General features: G+C 44.3%; 14 protein-coding genes. 8 read left to right on the top strand and 6 right to left on the bottom strand.

What is annotated here, in order from left to right; translation table 11 throughout:
* Window positions 1-29: 29 nt before the first annotated feature.
* The 3 genes from B3Q46_RS13290 to B3Q46_RS13280 all read right to left on the bottom strand — a co-directional run bounded on the left by B3Q46_RS13290 (window position 30) and on the right by B3Q46_RS13280 (window position 5,082).
* On the bottom strand, window positions 30-1,325 hold the full coding sequence (locus tag B3Q46_RS13290; RefSeq protein ID WP_004780408.1) for a solute carrier family 23 protein: 1,296 nt from the start codon (window positions 1,323-1,325) through the stop codon (window positions 30-32).
* A gap of 298 nt (window positions 1,326-1,623) precedes the next feature.
* On the bottom strand, window positions 1,624-4,308 hold the full coding sequence (gene ppc / locus B3Q46_RS13285) for a phosphoenolpyruvate carboxylase (RefSeq protein WP_004780414.1): 2,685 nt from the start codon (window positions 4,306-4,308) through the stop codon (window positions 1,624-1,626).
* Between the two features lie 150 nt (window positions 4,309-4,458).
* Window positions 4,459-5,082 carry a TetR/AcrR family transcriptional regulator gene (locus B3Q46_RS13280; protein WP_004780415.1) on the bottom strand — a complete coding sequence of 208 codons (624 nt, stop codon included), beginning with the start codon at window positions 5,080-5,082 and terminating at the stop codon, window positions 4,459-4,461.
* A 148-nt stretch (window positions 5,083-5,230) separates the two neighbouring features.
* Here B3Q46_RS13280 and B3Q46_RS13275 point away from each other — a divergent pair, with 148 nt between their 5' ends.
* From B3Q46_RS13275 to dnaJ, 4 genes are all read left to right on the top strand, one after another.
* Window positions 5,231-6,334 carry an efflux RND transporter periplasmic adaptor subunit gene (locus B3Q46_RS13275; RefSeq protein ID WP_004780417.1) on the top strand — a complete coding sequence of 368 codons (1,104 nt, stop codon included), beginning with the start codon at window positions 5,231-5,233 and terminating at the stop codon, window positions 6,332-6,334.
* A 2-nt stretch (window positions 6,335-6,336) separates the two neighbouring features.
* Window positions 6,337-9,462 (top strand): efflux RND transporter permease subunit, encoded by a 3,126-nt coding sequence (locus tag B3Q46_RS13270; RefSeq protein ID WP_004780419.1) that lies wholly within the window; start codon window positions 6,337-6,339, stop codon window positions 9,460-9,462.
* 141 nt (window positions 9,463-9,603) lie between these two features.
* Window positions 9,604-9,981, top strand: coding sequence for a hypothetical protein (locus B3Q46_RS13265; RefSeq protein WP_004780421.1), 378 nt, complete (start codon window positions 9,604-9,606; stop codon window positions 9,979-9,981).
* Between the two features lie 102 nt (window positions 9,982-10,083).
* Entirely contained in the window at window positions 10,084-11,199 is a 1,116-nt protein-coding gene (gene dnaJ, locus B3Q46_RS13260; RefSeq protein WP_004780422.1) for a molecular chaperone DnaJ, read from the top strand.
* Between the two features lie 171 nt (window positions 11,200-11,370).
* Here dnaJ and B3Q46_RS13255 read toward each other — a convergent pair whose 3' ends face one another.
* On the bottom strand, window positions 11,371-11,556 hold the full coding sequence (locus B3Q46_RS13255; protein WP_004780424.1) for a hypothetical protein: 186 nt from the start codon (window positions 11,554-11,556) through the stop codon (window positions 11,371-11,373).
* An 854-nt stretch (window positions 11,557-12,410) separates the two neighbouring features.
* On the opposite strand from B3Q46_RS13255, the gene B3Q46_RS13250 reads away from it, so the two are divergent.
* The 3 genes from B3Q46_RS13250 to B3Q46_RS13240 all read left to right on the top strand — a co-directional run bounded on the left by B3Q46_RS13250 (window position 12,411) and on the right by B3Q46_RS13240 (window position 14,673).
* Window positions 12,411-12,608: a hypothetical protein gene (locus B3Q46_RS13250; RefSeq protein WP_004780426.1), complete on the top strand. Its 198-nt coding sequence runs from the start codon at window positions 12,411-12,413 to the stop codon at window positions 12,606-12,608.
* Window positions 12,609-13,149: 541 nt separating this feature from the next.
* On the top strand, window positions 13,150-13,971 hold the full coding sequence (gene dapB / locus B3Q46_RS13245; protein ID WP_004780428.1) for a 4-hydroxy-tetrahydrodipicolinate reductase: 822 nt from the start codon (window positions 13,150-13,152) through the stop codon (window positions 13,969-13,971).
* A gap of 57 nt (window positions 13,972-14,028) precedes the next feature.
* Window positions 14,029-14,673, top strand: coding sequence for an START domain-containing protein (locus B3Q46_RS13240; RefSeq protein ID WP_004780430.1), 645 nt, complete (start codon window positions 14,029-14,031; stop codon window positions 14,671-14,673).
* A 51-nt stretch (window positions 14,674-14,724) separates the two neighbouring features.
* Here B3Q46_RS13240 and B3Q46_RS13235 read toward each other — a convergent pair whose 3' ends face one another.
* Both B3Q46_RS13235 and dkgB read right to left on the bottom strand, forming a co-directional pair.
* The gene (locus tag B3Q46_RS13235; RefSeq protein WP_004780433.1) at window positions 14,725-15,900 is read right to left on the bottom strand and encodes an MFS transporter; all 1,176 of its coding nucleotides are present in this window, start codon (window positions 15,898-15,900) and stop codon (window positions 14,725-14,727) included.
* Window positions 15,901-15,909: 9 nt separating this feature from the next.
* Entirely contained in the window at window positions 15,910-16,716 is an 807-nt protein-coding gene (gene dkgB / locus B3Q46_RS13230) for a 2,5-didehydrogluconate reductase DkgB (RefSeq protein ID WP_004780434.1), read from the bottom strand.
* 113 nt (window positions 16,717-16,829) lie between these two features.
* On the opposite strand from dkgB, the gene B3Q46_RS13225 reads away from it, so the two are divergent.
* Window positions 16,830-17,720 carry a LysR family transcriptional regulator gene (locus tag B3Q46_RS13225; RefSeq protein ID WP_286716165.1) on the top strand — a complete coding sequence of 297 codons (891 nt, stop codon included), beginning with the start codon at window positions 16,830-16,832 and terminating at the stop codon, window positions 17,718-17,720.
* Window positions 17,721-17,733: the final 13 nt, after the last annotated feature.

The raw sequence follows: 17,733 nt of genomic DNA, 5'->3' as shown, positions 1-17,733 counted from the left end.
GAGGCTGCTTGAAAATTTAAGTCTTCGAATTATTTTTTATCGACCAGACTAAAGAACCAGTTCAGGAATAACGCAGCAAAGGTCGCTGTACCAATTCCACCGAGGTTAAAGTTACCAAAGGTTAGAGCAAAGTCACCTGTACCCAAAATAATGGTCACTGCTGCCACCATCAGGTTTTTGTTCTGTGAAAAATCGACTTTATTTTCGATCCAGATTTTCGCACCGGCAATAGTAATCAAACCAAAGACTACAATAGAGGCGCCGGTTAAAATCGCCGTTGGAATGGTATGAATAATCGCACCAAACTTCGGTGATAAACCGAGGAATACCGCAAATACACCCGCAACAGCAAAGATAATCGTTGAATAGACACGGGTAACGGCCATCACACCAATATTTTCACCATAGGTGGTCATACCCGGTGCACCCACACCACCTGCCAGGGTAGTCGCAATACCGTCTGCCACAAAGGCTTTACCAATATGCGGATCCAGATTTTCACCGGTCATGGCACCTACGGCTTTAATATGTCCCAAGTTTTCTGCAATCAGAATCAGGGCAATAGGCGCAATGATCAGCATGGCATTGATATCAAATACAGGCGCATGGAAGCTCGGAACACCAAACCAGCCAGCTTGCTGAATTGGCGCAAAATCAATTGCAGTACCATAGCCCATCACATTACTTAAAATGTAGTAAATGAAGTAAGCCAGCAATAAACCGATCAAGAGCAATAAACGCTGTACCAGACCTTTGGTAAACACTGCAATGGAACCCATACACAGTACGGTCACCAGTGACATCCACATATTAAAGGTATTACCCATGACGTTTTTCACGGTCACAGGGGCCAGGTTCAGACCAATAATCATCACCACCGCACCGGTCACGACAGGCGGCATCAGTTTTTCAATCCAGCGTGTTCCCGTTGCCATCACCAGAACACCCATTAAGGCATAAAGCACACCACAGGCAATAATCCCGCCAGCGGCGACACCAATATTTGGATTCAGTCCGCCAGCACCTGCATAACCGGTTGCCGCAATCACTACCCCAATGAACGCAAAGCTTGAACCCAGATAACTTGGTACACGACCACCCGTGATCAGGAAGAACAGGATGGTACAGATCCCCGACATTAAAATGGCCAGATTGGGATCAAAACCCATTAGAAATGGCGCCAGTACCGTCGCACCGAACATGGCAAAGGCATGTTGTACCCCCAAGATCAGGGTCTGGGCAGGCGGTAAATACTCTGCGGTACCTACTGGTCGTGCATCGATACTACCCTCATAAGGACGCCACTTGGGAAACCAATTGGACATAAAATGAGCACTCAAAAGATAAATTGTGCACATCATACTCTTGTTTTTTAGAAGATTTAATCACTGAAACAAAATTTTTGTTCAAATTAATTCTATGACTTTATTTGAGATTTTACCGTGCGGTAAAAGTTTTTTAAATCAAAACTAAAGTTAAATCAGTGGATTAATTCCCGGACAATTCATATTCAACTTCTATAAGTAATTTTAATTTGATATATAAATAAAGCTTTTTTTGGCTATTGACTGATCAATAAAAAAGCACATCGTGTAGATGTGCTTTAAATGGAAGAGAAAAAAATCAACCGGTATTTCGTAAACCAGCTGCGATCCCGGCAATACTCACCATCAGGGCATGATCGACCGGAGTGTGTTCAGCCTGCTGCTGTTCCAGATATAACCGACGACGTTTCATCAGTTCGGCTTGTAGTAAATGGAGCGGTAACAGATAAGGTTTACGCACCGTCATAGACTGGTCCAAGACGCCATTACTACTGAGCAGTTTTGATTCACCTTTTAAAGTGAGTAGGGTCTGAATAGCATCCTGCAAGCGTTGACGTAGTTCCGTGCCGAGCTCTTTCAGGTCTTCATCCTGAGTCAGATGCGATTCGTAATAGAGCGCGACATTGCTGTCTGCTTTGGAGAGTACCATTTCCAGCATATCAATCAGGGTCTGGAAATAAGGCCATTCGGTTAGCATCTCATCCAGAATTGTACGTTGCCCTTGATCCAGTACCTCATTTAATGCGGCACCTGTACCCAGCCAAGCCGGTAACATCAAACGAATTTGAGTCCAGGCAAAGACCCAGGGAATAGCACGCAAGGATTCAATCCCGCCGCTGACCTTACGTTTGGCAGGACGTGAACCAAGCGGCAACATTTGTAATTCCAGTTCTGGAGTCACGGTACGCAGGTATTTCACGAAATGTGGATTTTCACGTACTGTCTGACGATAGACCTGTACCGACAGATCCGTCATTTTATGCATCAGATCACGCCATTCCAGTTTCGGTTCGGGTGGCGGTAATAAAGTCGCTTCCAAAGTCGCTGCAGTATAAATTTCTAGATTTTGTAGCGCGATTTCTTCCAGACCAAATTTAAAGCGAATCATCTCACCCTGTTCAGTCACCCGGATGGCGCCTGAAATCGAACCCGGCGGTTGTGAGAACAGCGCTTGCTGGGTTGGTGCACCACCACGGCTGATCGAGCCGCCACGTCCATGGAACAGGGTTAGCTGGATACCATGCTGTTTAGCAACTGCGGTCAATTCTTCCTGCGCACGGTACTGTGCCCAGTTGGCTGACATAAAGCCCGCATCTTTGGCCGAATCCGAATAACCAATCATGACTTCATGCTTACCCTGAATATGCTGCTTGTACCAATGCATATTAAAGAGTGTCGACATGGTGTCAGCAGCGCCGTCGAGATCTTTTAAGGTTTCAAATAAAGGTACTACCCGTAAAGGCTGTTTAATCCCGGCTTCTTTTTGCAGCAGCAAGACAGCCAGCACATCACTTGGGTATTCGGCCATGGAAATAATATAGGCACCCAGAGATTCACTTGGCTGTTCAGCCAGCGTGCGCATAGTGGTAAACACTTCCTGCACATCCGGATGTTCAATCAGGCTACCCGCTGGTTCATTCAGGTGTTTAGGTAGTAGAGGCCGTTTACTTTGCAGTTCCTGCAACAGGAAGTTTTGACGGGCCTGTTCAGTCCAGGTTTCGAAATTACCCAGACCCAGATATTCAGTAATGGCTGAAATGGCCTGACGATGACGACCGGATTCCTGACGGATATCCAGTTTGAGGAGTTCAATTCCGAAACAGTTCACCCGGTAAATCAGGTCCAGCAGACTGCTATTGGCAAGTTCTGCTAGATTGCAAGCCATCAGTGAGCGATAACAGGTCAGTAAAGGTTTTAATAACTCATCTTTACTTTTAATCACCCGGCTATCATCCGCATCTTTGCCATGCAGTTTTTCAGCCAGCCAGGCACGGGTGATTTTTAGACGTTCACGGATATCGCGTAAATATTCACGGTACGGTTCAGGATGTTGATGGCCTAACGCCTGTGTAATTTCATCACTGCATTGCTGAATAGAAAGTTCCCAGCGCAGGTTTTCAATATCACGCAGATAGAGATCAGCTGCTTTCCAGCGCGACAACCACAATACTTCCTGAGTCACATTATGTGTCACATTCGGATTGCCATCCCGGTCGCCACCCATCCAGGAAGCGAAACGTACCGGAGCAACATCCAGTGGTAGGGTCTGTCCGCATTGCTCCTCAACCATGCCGTTCAGTTCACGAATGAATTTAGGTACAGCATTCCAGAGGGTCTGTTCAATTGTCGTAAAGCCCCATTTGGCTTCATCCACCGGGGTTGGGCGATGTTGACGGATTTCATCAGTTTGCCAGGCAGAACTGATGAGCTGTTTTAAGTCAGCCAAGACTGCCTGACGTTCACGCGGGGTCAGTTTCTGCTGGTCAAATTTGGACAGGGCATTATTGATGCCATCATATTTCTGGATCAGGGTGCGTCGGCTGACTTCTGTTGGATGTGCGGTCAGTACCAGTTCAATCTTTAATTCACAGATTTGCTGATATAAGGTTTCTGCAGAAATTTCTTGCTGTTTGAATTTCTCAAATAAAGGCACCAGAGGATTTGGAGATTCTGTAGTTTCCTCAAATTCGCTTTGACGGCGACGACGTACCACATGGTACTGTTCGGCAATATTGGCAAAGTTTAAGAAATGAGTGAAGGCACGGGTCAATGGCAGGATTTCATGATCTTCTAAAGTCAGGAATAATTGTTCCAGCTGTTTTTCTGCTTCAACCTGTCCATCGCGAGCGCCTTTCGATAAGGCCCGAATTTGCTCGACCTGATTAAACAAATCCTGCCCCGCATGTAACTTCAGGGTTTCTCCCAGTAGATTACCCAGTAAACGTACGTCTTCGCGTAGAGGTGCATCAATCTGTTGAACCATTTTTTATATCCCTCCGATTCTTCCTTTGACTATACCCCGACTGCATGACAATCCAAGTCTTTTACAGACAAAAGTTGAATATCATTTGTTGATAATTGGATGAATTTTAGTCCTTATACTGTTGTAAGGATCAGGCCAGATAGAAGAAATTTAACGAGAAATCGCATATTTCAGCATAAAGATCTCGATGGCCTGTTGAATGATCTGATGGCGTTGTTGCATGTCAGGTAACGGGCTTAAGCTCAGTAAGACTTTGTGATGCCGCATACCTAACAGTAAGGACACCATCAGTTCGGTCTGATGCTGCGGATCATCAGTCTGGATAAATTGATGTTGCTGCGCCTGCTCAAAGAAATCATGCCAAGCCTGATTCAGCTTGATATGTGAGGCTGTATAAAAACGTTCCGCCAACGGATTTTTTTCATAGGCCAGTTGCATGATGAGCAGGTCCAGTTTGAGAGCTTCTGGCAGATTGGCAATATTGAATGAGCGCAGACAGATCTGATATAGCTCCTGCTGAAAATCACTATCAGGCTGCAGAACTTTAGGAGATTCCTGCAAAATTGCCTCACAGGTTTCTTCAACTGCACAGCTAAACAGCGTGGCCTTATCCTGAAAATGATTATAGACAGTGAGTTTGGTCACACCGGCTTCCAGCGCAATCTGGTTCATGCTGGAACCATGATAACCATGCTGTAAAAACAGCTGTTTCGCTGCGTTCAGAATACGCTGGCGTTTCTCCAGATCCTTGGGTCGTCCAACCGGTATTTGCACAATTTCATCCAAAAAAAATCAATATGGTCATTGTTTTAACTGCAGAATCCTAATTAGTGTACCGGGTGGTATATTAATTAAAAAATAAGCAATTTATATATCTACTTATTTTGCCCTAAAAATGATGATTAGATAAGAGCGAACAATAATGAGCACGATACAGAGCGCACTGGCTGGCATGATCGTCCTATGCAGTATGGCTTTCTCAGGATGTAGTAAGGACAGCGCTGCAGCAGAACAGGAAGTTCCATTTGTCATGGTGACCACACCGAAAACTTCACATCAGGAATTGAAAAGCTATGCCGGTGATGTCCAGGCACGTCAACAAACAGCACTGGCGTTCCGGGTAGGCGGGCAGGTCACCCAGCGCTTTGTCGATGTGGGCGATCAGGTAAAAGTGGGGCAGGTCTTGGCGACCCTAGATGTGAAAGATGCTCAACTTCAATTAAATGTAGCACGTGCCCAGCTGGAAAGTGCTCAATCGGCCAGTAAAATTGCTCAGGATGAATTACAGCGTTTCAAGCAGCTGTTACCCACCAATGCCGTGAGCCGTTCGCAATATGATGCGATTGAAAACCAATATAAGGCAGCCGCGTCAAATCTGAAACAGGCCCAGTCTAATTATGATACGGCTAAAAACCAGACCGCTTATAACCAGCTCATTGCTAATAAAAATGGGGTGATTACTGCACGCAATATCGAAATTGGTCAGGTCGTTGCAGTAGGGCAGGCTGCCTTTGAACTGGCAATCGCCGGTGAGCGTGAAGTCGTGATTGGGGTTCCTGAACAGGCGATTTCCGAAATTAAAACCGGTCAACCGGCCTGGGTCACTTTATGGTCTAAACCAAATGAAAAATTCACCGCTTTTGTTCGTGAGATTTCACCAGCAGCAGATCAATCGCGTACCTTCCGGGTGAAAGTGGCTTTACGCGAAGGTAATAGCCAGATTCAGCTCGGCCAGAGTGCCCGGGTGTTCTTTCAGAACAGTCAGGACAATATCCTTAGCGTTCCTTTATCCAGTGTTTCAGCGACCGATCAGCAAGCCTATGTGATGGTAGTCAAGCCGGATCATACCGTCCGCAAAGTGCCGGTGCAGCTGGGTGCTTATGGCCGTGATTCTGTGCCAGTCCTCAGAGGGTTAAAGGCTGATGATTATGTGGTGATTGGTGGGGTTTATCTACTGCGTGATCAGCAAAAAATCAATCCGATTGACCGTGAAAACCGTAGTGTGAAAATTCAGGCAGGGGGTTAAATATGAATTTTAACCTGTCTGAATGGGCTTTAAAGAATAAAGGTCTGGTACTGTATTTTATGATCCTGCTCGGTTTGGTGGGCATCGTATCCTATTCCAAACTGTCACAAAGTGAGGACCCGCCGTTTACCTTTAAAGTGATGGTAATCCAGACCTATTGGCCGGGTGCCAGTGCCAAGGAGGTGTCCTTACAGGTCACCGACCGGATTGAAAAAGAGTTGATGACTACCGGACAGTATGACCGGATCATGGCCTATTCCCGTCCGGGGGAATCCATGGTGACTTTTATTGCCAAGGATTCTTTGGCTTCCAAGGATGTCGCAGATGTCTGGTATAACGTTCGTAAGAAAATCAATGATATTCGCCATGAATTGCCGCAAGGCGTACAAGGCCCATTCTTTAATGATGAGTTTGGCGATACCTTTGGCAATATCTATGTCATCAAGGGCAATGACTTCGATTATGCGACGCTTAAAGAATATGCCGACCGCTTACAGTTACAGTTGCAACGAGTCAAGGATGTCGCCAGAGTTGAACTGATTGGTCTGCAGGACCAGAAAATCTGGATCGAAATCTCCAACACCAAAGCTACCCAGCTCGGTATTCCGGTCACTGCCATTCAGCAGGCACTGCAGCAGCAAAATGCCATGACTCAGGCTGGCTTTTTTGAAACCGGTTCTGACCGGATTCAGGTTCGGGTCAGTGGTGCGCTGAATAATGTCGAAGAACTGCAGCAACTGCCTTTACTGGTGAATGGCAAGACTATCCAGCTTGGTGATGTGGCGGAGGTTTATCGTGGCTTTACCGATCCGGCACAACCGCGTATGCGTTTTATGGGCGAAAATGGCATCGGTATTGCCGTATCGATGCGTAAAGGCGGTGACATCATTGCCTTGGGTAAAAATCTGGAACAGGAATTTGCCCGTTTGCAGAAAACTTTGCCTTTAGGAATGGATCTGCAAAAAGTTTCAGATCAGCCGGTAGCAGTGAAACGCAGTATTAATGAATTTATGAAAGTTCTGGCCGAGGCCGTGATTATTGTTCTCTTGGTGAGTTTTTTCTCACTCGGGTTCCGTACTGGTTTGGTGGTGGCTTTCTCGATTCCGTTAGTATTGGCGATGACCTTTGCCGGGATGCAACTGTTTGATGTCGGTCTGCATAAGATTTCTCTGGGTGCCCTGATTCTGGCACTTGGCCTGTTGGTAGATGACGCGATCATTGCTATTGAAATGATGGCAATCAAAATGGAGCAGGGTTTTAGCCGCTTACAGGCAGCCGGTCATGCCTGGCGGACGACTGCTTTTCCAATGCTGACCGGAACCCTGATTACTGCTGCCGGTTTCCTGCCAATCGCGACAGCAGCATCCAGTACCGGGGAATATACTCGCTCGATTTTCCAGGTGGTGACACTGGCACTGTTGGTATCTTGGATAGCAGCCGTCCTGTTTGTACCTTATCTGGGTGACAAACTCCTGCCAGATTTTAACAAGGATCTGGTGCAGAGAGCGCCATGGTATCAACGTCTCTGGGCGCGTTTACGCAAACGCTCTGAACCGGAGCCGCTGGTGCATCATGCCGGTGAACATCATGATCCTTATCAAACCAAGTTCTATCAAAGCTTTCGTCGCTGGGTGAATATCTGTGTCACCTACCGTAAAACAGTCATTGCGTCGACTGTCGGGATTTTTGTGCTATCCATTTTGATGTTTAATCTGGTGCCTAAACAATTCTTCCCGCCATCGAACCGTGCCGAAATTCTGGTAGATCTGAAACTGGAAGAGGGCGCTTCATTAAAAGCGACTGAGGCTGCGGTGAAAAAAGTTGAAAACTTCCTGTCTAAACAGGAGGGGATTGATAACTATGTCGTCTATGTCGGTACCGGCTCACCGCGTTTCTATTTGCCATTAGACCAGCAATTGCCGCAAGCCAGCTTTGCCCAGTTTGTGGTATTGGCTTCATCACTTGAAGACCGCAATGAAATCCGTAAATCCTTAAGCGACCAGATTCGGGTGCTGTTACCAGAAGCCCGTACCCGCGTATCTCTGCTGGAAAATGGCCCACCCGTCGGCTATCCATTACAGTTCCGAGTATCGGGTGAAGACCTGGGATTAGTCCGTCAATGGGCACAGAAAGTTGCAGCAACGGTCGGAGATAATCCGAATACTACTAATGTGCATCTGGACTGGGGCGAGCCAAGTAAAGTGATTAAACTGGATATCGATCAGGACCGTGCCCGTCAGCTTGGCGTGAGCAGTAGCGATTTGGCCAGTTTTCTAAATAGTTCAATTTCTGGAACTGCGATTGATCAATACCGTGAAAAACGTGAACTGATTGAAATCCGTTTACGGGGTGATCAAGCTGAACGTGTCGATGTTGGTTCACTGAATAGTCTGGCCGTACCAACTACAAATAGGAGTTCAGTTCCTTTGGCCCAGATTGCCAAGATCGAATATAGCTTTGAAGAAGGCCTGATCTGGCATCGGAATCGCTTACCGACCATTACCGTACGGGCCGATATCCGGACGCAACTGCAACCGGCAACCGTGGTGAATAAGTTGAAAGATCAACTTGAGCAGCTCAGAGCAGAAATGCCAAGTGGCTATCTGATTGAAGTAGGTGGAACAGTCGAAGAATCTGCGCGAGGGCAGAATTCAGTGAATGCGGGTATGCCATTGTTCCTGGCAGTGGTGATGACTTTGCTGATGATTCAGCTTAGAAGTATTTCACGTGCCTTTATTGTCTTCCTGACGGCGCCATTGGGCATTATTGGCGTGGTCTTATTCCTGTTAATTTTCAATAAACCTTTTGGTTTTGTGGCCATGCTGGGCACAATTGCTTTGTCAGGCATGATCATGCGTAACTCATTGATTCTCATTGACCAGATTGAACAGGATATTCAGGCAGGTGAATCGCAATGGAATGCCATTATCAATGCCACAGTGCGCCGTTGCCGTCCGATTGTCCTGACTGCACTGGCTGCCGTTCTGGCCATGATTCCTTTATCCAGAAGCATTTTCTTCGGACCAATGGCGGTTGCCATTATGGGAGGATTAATCGTTGCAACGCTATTAACACTGTTTTTCCTGCCAGCCTTATATGCACAATGGTTTAAAGTGAAAAAAGTTTAAATTCTGTTTAAATTTGTCATAATTTCAGGTGCGAAATATTGAAAATTTCAATATAGTAGTACCTGATTTTTTAATAATTCAAAAAAGACATACTGCTGCGGAACTCGCTTGTGCTGGGCCGTACACTAAGGTTGATTAAACATGACTCAAGACACACTCATCAAGATGCGACGTTCCGTGGCGATGGCTTATGTCTTCATGTTTTTTGCCTTATTTACAGTGGTGAGCGGCATATTCGCCTATTGGTATGCACGTAAAATTACCCAGATCGATTATGCTGAAGTCTGGCTGCAGGCACAGGCACTCTGGATCATGCGCAATATTGTAATTTATTCGGTACTCGCCATTTTTGCAGCGCTTTGGTTCATTCCATTATTTTTCTTTGCCTGGGATAGCCAGCTTTGGGTGAAAGCCTGCACAGTCGCAGGTGTGGTATTCAGCTTTATTGCTATTATTTTCCTCATTAATGCCTGGTTCAAAGGTATCTTCAAATTTTCTCAAAACAAAGCCGTATTCTAAGCTTTCAATTTTTTTCAGAATTCCCCTTGTAAAGCTGGGTTTAACCCCAATTTTAGACCACAGTCAATATTAAATAGAATTCCGTGAGGAGCATCGCCAGATATGGCTAAACGTGATTATTATGAGGTTTTGGGCGTCTCTAAAACCGCTAGTGATGATGAAATTAAAAAAGCCTACCGTAAGTTGGCGATGAAATATCATCCAGACCGTAACCCGGACAATTCTGAAGCTGAAGAGAAGTTTAAAGAAGCTTCAGAAGCGTATGAAGTTCTGTCAGACAGCGAAAAACGCAGCATGTACGACCGTATGGGCCATCAAGCCTTTGAAGGTGGTATGGGCGGTGGTGCTGGCGGCTTTGGTGGTTTCAGTGCGGAAGATATTTTCAGCCAGTTTGGGGATATTTTCGGTGGAGCCTTTGGTGGGGGAGGCCGTGGCCAGCAACGTCAACGCCGTGGTTCAGACTTACGCTATGTGATGGAATTGACGCTTGAAGAAGCAGTCAAAGGCGTTAAGAAAACCATTACTTTTACTGCACCAGCACCATGTGACGCCTGTGATGGTAAAGGTTCTAAAAATCTGAACGATGTTGAAACCTGTCCAACCTGTCATGGTGCCGGCCAGGTACGTATGCAGCAAGGTTTCTTCTCGGTACAGCAAACCTGTAGTACCTGTCGTGGCCAGGGCAAGATCATTAAGAATCCATGTAATAAATGTCATGGTTCAGGTGTATCTGACCGTCAGCAAACTTTGGAAGTTACTATTCCAGCCGGTGTGGACAATGGCGACCGCGTACGTTTGACTGGTAAAGGTGAAGCGATCCGTGATGGCCAATCAGGTGATCTATACGTTGAAGTCGTGGTACGTGAACACGAAATCTTCCAGCGTGATGGCGCAGATCTGTATATGGATGTGCCGATTTCAATTGCGGATGCGGCTTTGGGTAAAGAAGTTCAGATTCCGACACTAGATGGTCGTGTCAGCCTGAAAATTCCTGAAGGTACGCAAACTGGTAAACTGTTCCGCCTACGTGGTAAGGGCGTGAAACCAGTACGTTCAACCATGCAAGGTGATCTGCTTTGTCGTGTTGTTGTAGAAACACCGGTGAACCTGACTGCGCGTCAACGTGAACTGTTGAAAGAATTGCAAGCGACCATGGAAGATGAGGGCAGCCAGTCTTCTCCAAAGAAAAAATCTTTCTTTGATCGGTTGTTTGACTGATCTGGATAGATAAAAAAGGACGCTCAGGCGTCTTTTTTTATGGCTTAAATTCGGGAAAGGTGTATGAGTTAATTATTAGATAGAAATGATAAGAAAATTATTCTTTTAATAGTATTAGCTTTTTAAGAAGGATTTATATCCCTCATGCAGAGAAATATAAATCCTGTCATATTATTGCGCTTCAGTGGCTTGAGCTTCTGATGCTGGAGCTTCACTTGCAGGTGCTTCAGCAGCTTGAACTTCAGATGCAGCTGTTTCAGTTGCAGCAGGAGCTGTTTGTGCTACTTCTTCAGCAGCAAAAGTTTGTGATGCAGCAATTAACGCTACCCCGGCAAAAGTTAATTGAACTAATTTCATATAAATTTCCTTGTATTAAAAATAGTGTACTACTCAGTACACTTGGCAAAAATGTTGACATAAAATGTAGATATTGATGTTTTTTTGTGTGTACTTATGTTTACTAATGTAATTTTATGTTATTTAAATAATTGAAATATAAGATTAATCATTAATCTCATAAAATTGAGCTAGTGGCAAAAAATATAAGAAAATGGATTTTTTAATGTGATGTATATCACATATTTGCACATTTAAAGGATGAAATTTAGTTTAAATACTAAAAGAAAAACCCCAGCATCCTGCCGGGGTTTTTCGTATGCGTTCGCTCGGTATAACTCCTGTCGTACCTTACTGTCCTTGTGCTGATCTATTGTTATTCTTGTTTGGAACTTCCTGTTCCTGATGAGTTCATCATAGGAAACTTCCAGTATTCTGGATAGCTGCAAAAGGCCGAGATTAATGTGAGCCAAAGCGTACAAAGAGTCTGGTTTTACCTTTGCCAAATAGAAAAAATACTTTGTCTTTTAAGACCTCATCATCAGGATATGAAAATTCTGAATTAATGATCTTTCCATTCATTTAACTAATAAAATATTGTGAATAATCGGGAATATTAAAAGAATTGTTACAAAAACTGATTTCTATTAAATTTTTAGCAATCATGAGATTATTAAGAATTTGATATATAAAATTAATTTTTAGGCTGACAATCTTACTAAATAGGAAGGATTTAGAAGGTTATTTAATCTGTCGATTCCTCAAAACTTGCAGAACTTTTTCTAATTTGTAATCCTTGCGACCAAGGGTGTCTAGCTGAGCTAAGGCAGGTATTTGTTGTAGTCGGGCCGCTACAACTGATAACAGGTGCCTGTATGTTTAATTTAAAGATTTTTAATAAGATCTCTACCGAAGTTTTGACCTTAAAAAATGACCTTGAGCTGAATTCCGAGATTCAACTCATCACTAAATATAAAACATCTATTTGTGAAGATTATAAAAAAGCGATTGTATTGATCTTTAAAGAACGTGGATATACCAGCTTGGAAGTCGGTCAACTACTTGATGCTTGATCCTTAAACATTCCTAAATTTAAAAAAGTATGGATTTATACTTTCATTTACCCAAGCAATCCATCGCGTTTCATCGAAAATAATGCCATGCGCTAAAGGCATATGCTTCAGTACGCGATAATGGATATTTAATTCAATAATATCAGTAATACTTATATTGCTGAGGCGGTCAAGTTGGAGTTTCAATATATTTCCCTTAAATACAAATGATCTGAATATGAAAAATCAAGATAATACGTAGTATGGGAAAATATTTTTTATTTTATTAAATTCAATTATTTAAAATTAAAATTTAATTCTTATTAACTAGAATTCTTCTTTAAATAAGTTTATCTCTGACTAACCATTTAATCATTATTCCTCTAATGGAATTATTTTTTTTTTTTACTCGTCCATAAACTATTGTTTATATGGACTGCATATCAAAATCCCTCATGACCTTCTTTAATTCTTTTCATTGATTTTTATGCGATCAATCTTAGTGTTATGAGCGAGTTTTGCTATAGTAAGAGCAATTTCGAATCAACATCAGGACTATATTATGTCAGCGACACCACGCATTGGGATTTTAGGTGCAGGCGGCCGTATGGGACGCATCCTTATTCAGGCGGTGAAAGAAGCCGGTTACCAATTGGCAGCAGCTGTTGAGCGCCCTGAAAGCTCATTGATTGGCGCAGATGCCGGTGAACTGGCTGGTGTAGGGAGCCTAGGTGTAAAGGTTGTCGGCCATCTTGAAGAAGTAGTCAAAGACTGTGACGTGGTGATCGACTTTACTGCGCCTGCTGCGACGGTGAATCATCTTAAAATCTGCCGTAAAAATGGCGTTGCGATCGTGATTGGTACTACTGGTATGAATGACGAACAAAAAGCTTATCTGGATGAATCTGCAAAAGAAACTCCAGTGGTCTATGCAGCGAACTATTCGGTTGGTGTGAACGTTTCGATCAAACTGCTAGAACTTGCCTCTAAAGTCTTTGGTGATACGGTCGATATTGAAGTGATCGAAGCACATCACCGCCATAAAGTGGATGCGCCATCAGGTACAGCTCTCATGATGGGTGAAGCGATTGCTGGAGCACTGGGTCGTGATCTGAAAAAAGATGCGGTATATCACCGTGAAGGACATACGGGTCCACGTGAACGTAAAAGCATTGGTTTTCAGACCATTCGTGGCGGTGATATCGTCGGTGAACATACTGCGATGTTTATTGGGGAAGGCGAACGCGTTGAAATTACACATAAAGCTACCAACCGTATGAACTTTGCAGCCGGTGCCGTACGTGCAGCAGCTTGGGTCGTTGGTCGTGATGCACGTAAATATGACATGAAGGACGTACTTGGTTTTAACGATATTCAAGTATAAATTTTCGTCAAAATCCTATATAAAAATAACTTAAAACTAAAATAAGATGACAATGGAATGAAGAAATTAATATTAATGGCGTGTGCTGTAGCCTTTGCCGCTACAGCACAGTCAACCTCTGTGCAGAATGCCAAGCTCAGCATTAATAAAAATAATATTAAAGTCTGGACCTATCAGGATGAGCGGAATCCCGTTTTTCTCTATAAAGCCGAAACCACCTACAATGTTCCGATTGAGAATGCCGTTTCTCTGATTCTGGATGTTGATCATGCAGTGAAATGGGTGCCTTATATGGGCAGTATCAAAGTGCTGTCGCGTGATGATAAAAAAGGTGATTTTACCCTGTATATGGTGCTGGATTTTCCATTCCCTTTAAAAGATCGTGATCTGATTGTGCAGGGTAAAATGATCAAGGATGCAAATGGTCAGATCACCATTAAGAATAAAGCGATTCAGACTGGGTATGCCCTAAATCCGAATTATGTACGTTTGACTGATTATCAGGGAGACTGGACTTTCCAGAAACTGGCCAATAACAAGGTCAAGGTATCGACTTATGGCTATGCCAATCCTGAAGGTTCGATTCCTTTAAGCTTTGTGAATATGTTTGTGCAGCAGCAGCCTTATCAGATGCTGCAAAAGATGAAAACCGAACTGGCTAAACCTGTGATAACGCCTGTGTTACCCGAAGCTTTACGTTAAATAACCAATAAAAAAAGTCCGCATCAGGTGGACTTTTTTATGAAAGAAGTTTTAAGGGCATTGCTGCGTAGTCATATCTTGCTGTGGAACCAGTTTCATTTGAATTAAAACCAGAAGCAATGCAACAGCACTGAGCCCAGCACCAGCAAATGAAACCGTACTATAGCTAAGTCCCAGATTTAGCACACTGGCTCCCGCAATCGCACCCAAAGCATTCCCGAGGTTAAAGGCACCAATATTTACCGAAGAAGCCAGTCCAGGCGCATCATAAGCCACGGACATGACTCGCATCTGTAAAGGTGGAACTACGGCAAAGGCAGCAGCACCCCAGATGATTAATGCCAGACCTGCGCCAAGAGCTGTGCTTGCCAGAATCGGGAAGAGCAGCATCATCAGCATGAGCAAGATTAAAAAGCCAATCAAGGTTTTATCTAAGGATAGATCTGCAAACTTGCCACCCAAATGATTACCAATCGAGAAACCTACCCCGATCAACACCAGCATTAAAGTAATCAATGCCGGTGAGGCTTTAGTAAAGCTTTGCAGACTTGGCGCAATATAAGTATAAAGAGCAAACATGGCCCCCGCACTCATTACGGTGGTCAATAAAGCTAAAACAACAGGCAGGCGGGTCAGGACTTGCAGCTCCTGCCTTACATCCGGTTTCTGGCTGCTTTGGCCTTCAGGCAAGGCTTTCCATAGGGAGAACATGGTCAACAAACCAAGCAGGGAAATACCCAGAAAAGCCATACGCCAACCGATGTGTTGTCCTATCCATGTTGCCAGTGGCACCCCGCCAATATTGGCAATGGTCAGGCCCATAAACATCATGGCTACGGCGCTGGCCTGTTTATCTTTCGCAACAACACTGGCTGCGACAACCGAACCAATTCCGAAGAAAGCACCATGATTCAGGCTGGTGATGATGCGCGCCCCCATCAGCCCCAGATAATTAGGCGCTAATGTCGCCAGAATATTACCAATCGTAAAAATCGCCATCAGTAAAATGAGTGACTTGCGTTTGGAATAACGGCTTAACCAGAGGGTCATTAGCGGTGCACCCAACATCACCCCTAAGGCATAGGCACTGATCAGCATCCCGGCACGAGGAATCGAAATCTCCAGATCACGGGCGATTTCTGGCAGAAAACCCATTGGAGAAAATTCAGTGGTACCAATTGCAAAAGCGCCAACCGCCAGTGCAAGCAAAGGAAAATTAATTTTCATGGTTTCTGCTTAGTCCCAGATAGGTGCAAGCTGGTCCGGATCGACTTCGCGACCATTACGCTCCAGGGTACTGATCAAGGCCATTTCTTCCTGGGTCAGCTGTATCTCCTGCGCTGCCAGATTGGCAAGCAGATGTTCACGTTTGGTTGAAGATGGAATCACCGCAAAGCCTTTTTGTAAGGCCCAGGCCAATGCAATTTGTGCTGTCGAAGCCTGATGCTGGGCAGCAATCCCTTGCAGGACAGGATCATTCAGTACTTTGCCATAAGCCAGTGTCATATAAGAGGTGACATCAATATTCTTTGCTTGTAGGAAATTGACCAGACGCTGATTTTGTAAATAAGGACTGAGTTCAATCTGGTTGGTGGCGATATGCTCCAGACCAATACTATCAATGGCTTGTTGGGTTAGCTCAATATTGAAATTAGACACACCGATATGCTCGGTCAGACCTTGCTGTTTGGCTTCTAATAAAGTCTGCATCAGCTCAGGAACTTGAACGCCTAAGCGAGGTGCAGGCCAGTGAATGAGCGTCAGATTGACTGCATCGGTACGCAATTTATGCAGACTCTCTTTGAGGCTTGGAATTAATTTGTCTGGTGCGTAATGATCTGTCCAGATTTTGGTAGTAATAAACAGCTCGTTACGATTAACTTGGCTTTCTGCAATAGCCTGACCCACTTCCGCTTCATTGGCATAAATCTGTGCCGTATCTACGGCGCGATAACCGACTTCCAATGCTGTTTTGACTGAATCAATGACGGTCTGTCCAGACAGGCGAAAGGTACCGATACCAAATTGAGGAACAATATTCATAGCTTTAATCTTTAAGTATTTTCGATGTTGAATATTTTGTACTTTTTATTGTTGCGAAAAAATAGCTGAATTTGCAAAATATTATTGACCGAAAATCAATAAAAGAGTGACAAATGAAATCGACGATTGAAGAATTACAGGCTTTTGTCACTATTGTGGATAGTGGTTCTATCGTCATGGCGGCAGAACGTTTGGGGCAAACCACTTCGGGTGTCAGTCGGGCGCTGCAACGTCTGGAAAATAAATTAAATGTCACTCTTTTAGAAAGAACAACACGTAAGCTGAAACTGACTCAAGAGGGCCAGCTATTTCTAGAAAAGGCGCGCAAAATTCTCAATGATTTGGCAGAAGCTGAAGATGCTTTGCTGAAATCAGATACTGATACGTCAGGATTGATTCGGGTTGATTCAGCGACACCTTTTGTGCTGCATGTAATCGTGCCGCTAATTCAGGAATTTATGCAGCGCTATCCCCAGATTGAAATTGAACTGAATAATCATGATCAAGTGATTGATCTGCTGGAACATAAAACCGATATCGCGATCCGTTTTGGAGAACTGCATGATTCCAGCCTGCATGCCAAATTATTATGCCGCAGCCGTTTGTATATTGTGGCTAGCCCTGAATATTTACAGCAAAAGGGCAGACCGCAATCAGTGGCAGATTTATCGGAGCATACTTTACTGGGATTTAGTCAGCCTACGCATTTGAACACCTGGCCGGTACGGCTAAATGGCGAACCTATCACTGTAAAGCCAAAGATTAGAGCACCCAATGGGGAAACGGTTCGTCAATTGGCTTTATATGGGGTTGGTATTACTTGTCTGTCACGCTTTCTGGTCGAGGACGACTTACAGGCGGGTCGTTTAGAGGCGCTATTTGAAGAGCAGATTGAGCTGCATTATCAAAAAATTCATGCGGTCTATTACCGTCAGGAGCATTTGCCTAAACGGGTACATCTATTTATTGAATTTCTGGCTCAGAAGCTGGCTAAATATTTATAAACCAATTATTTGC

The sequence above is a fragment of the Acinetobacter sp. UBA2581 genome, from assembly GCF_002339435.1.
In the GTDB taxonomy this organism is placed as follows: domain Bacteria; phylum Pseudomonadota; class Gammaproteobacteria; order Pseudomonadales; family Moraxellaceae; genus Acinetobacter; species Acinetobacter variabilis.
Note: the sequence above shows the minus strand (reverse complement) of the source record. Positions and strands in the feature narration are given on the sequence as shown.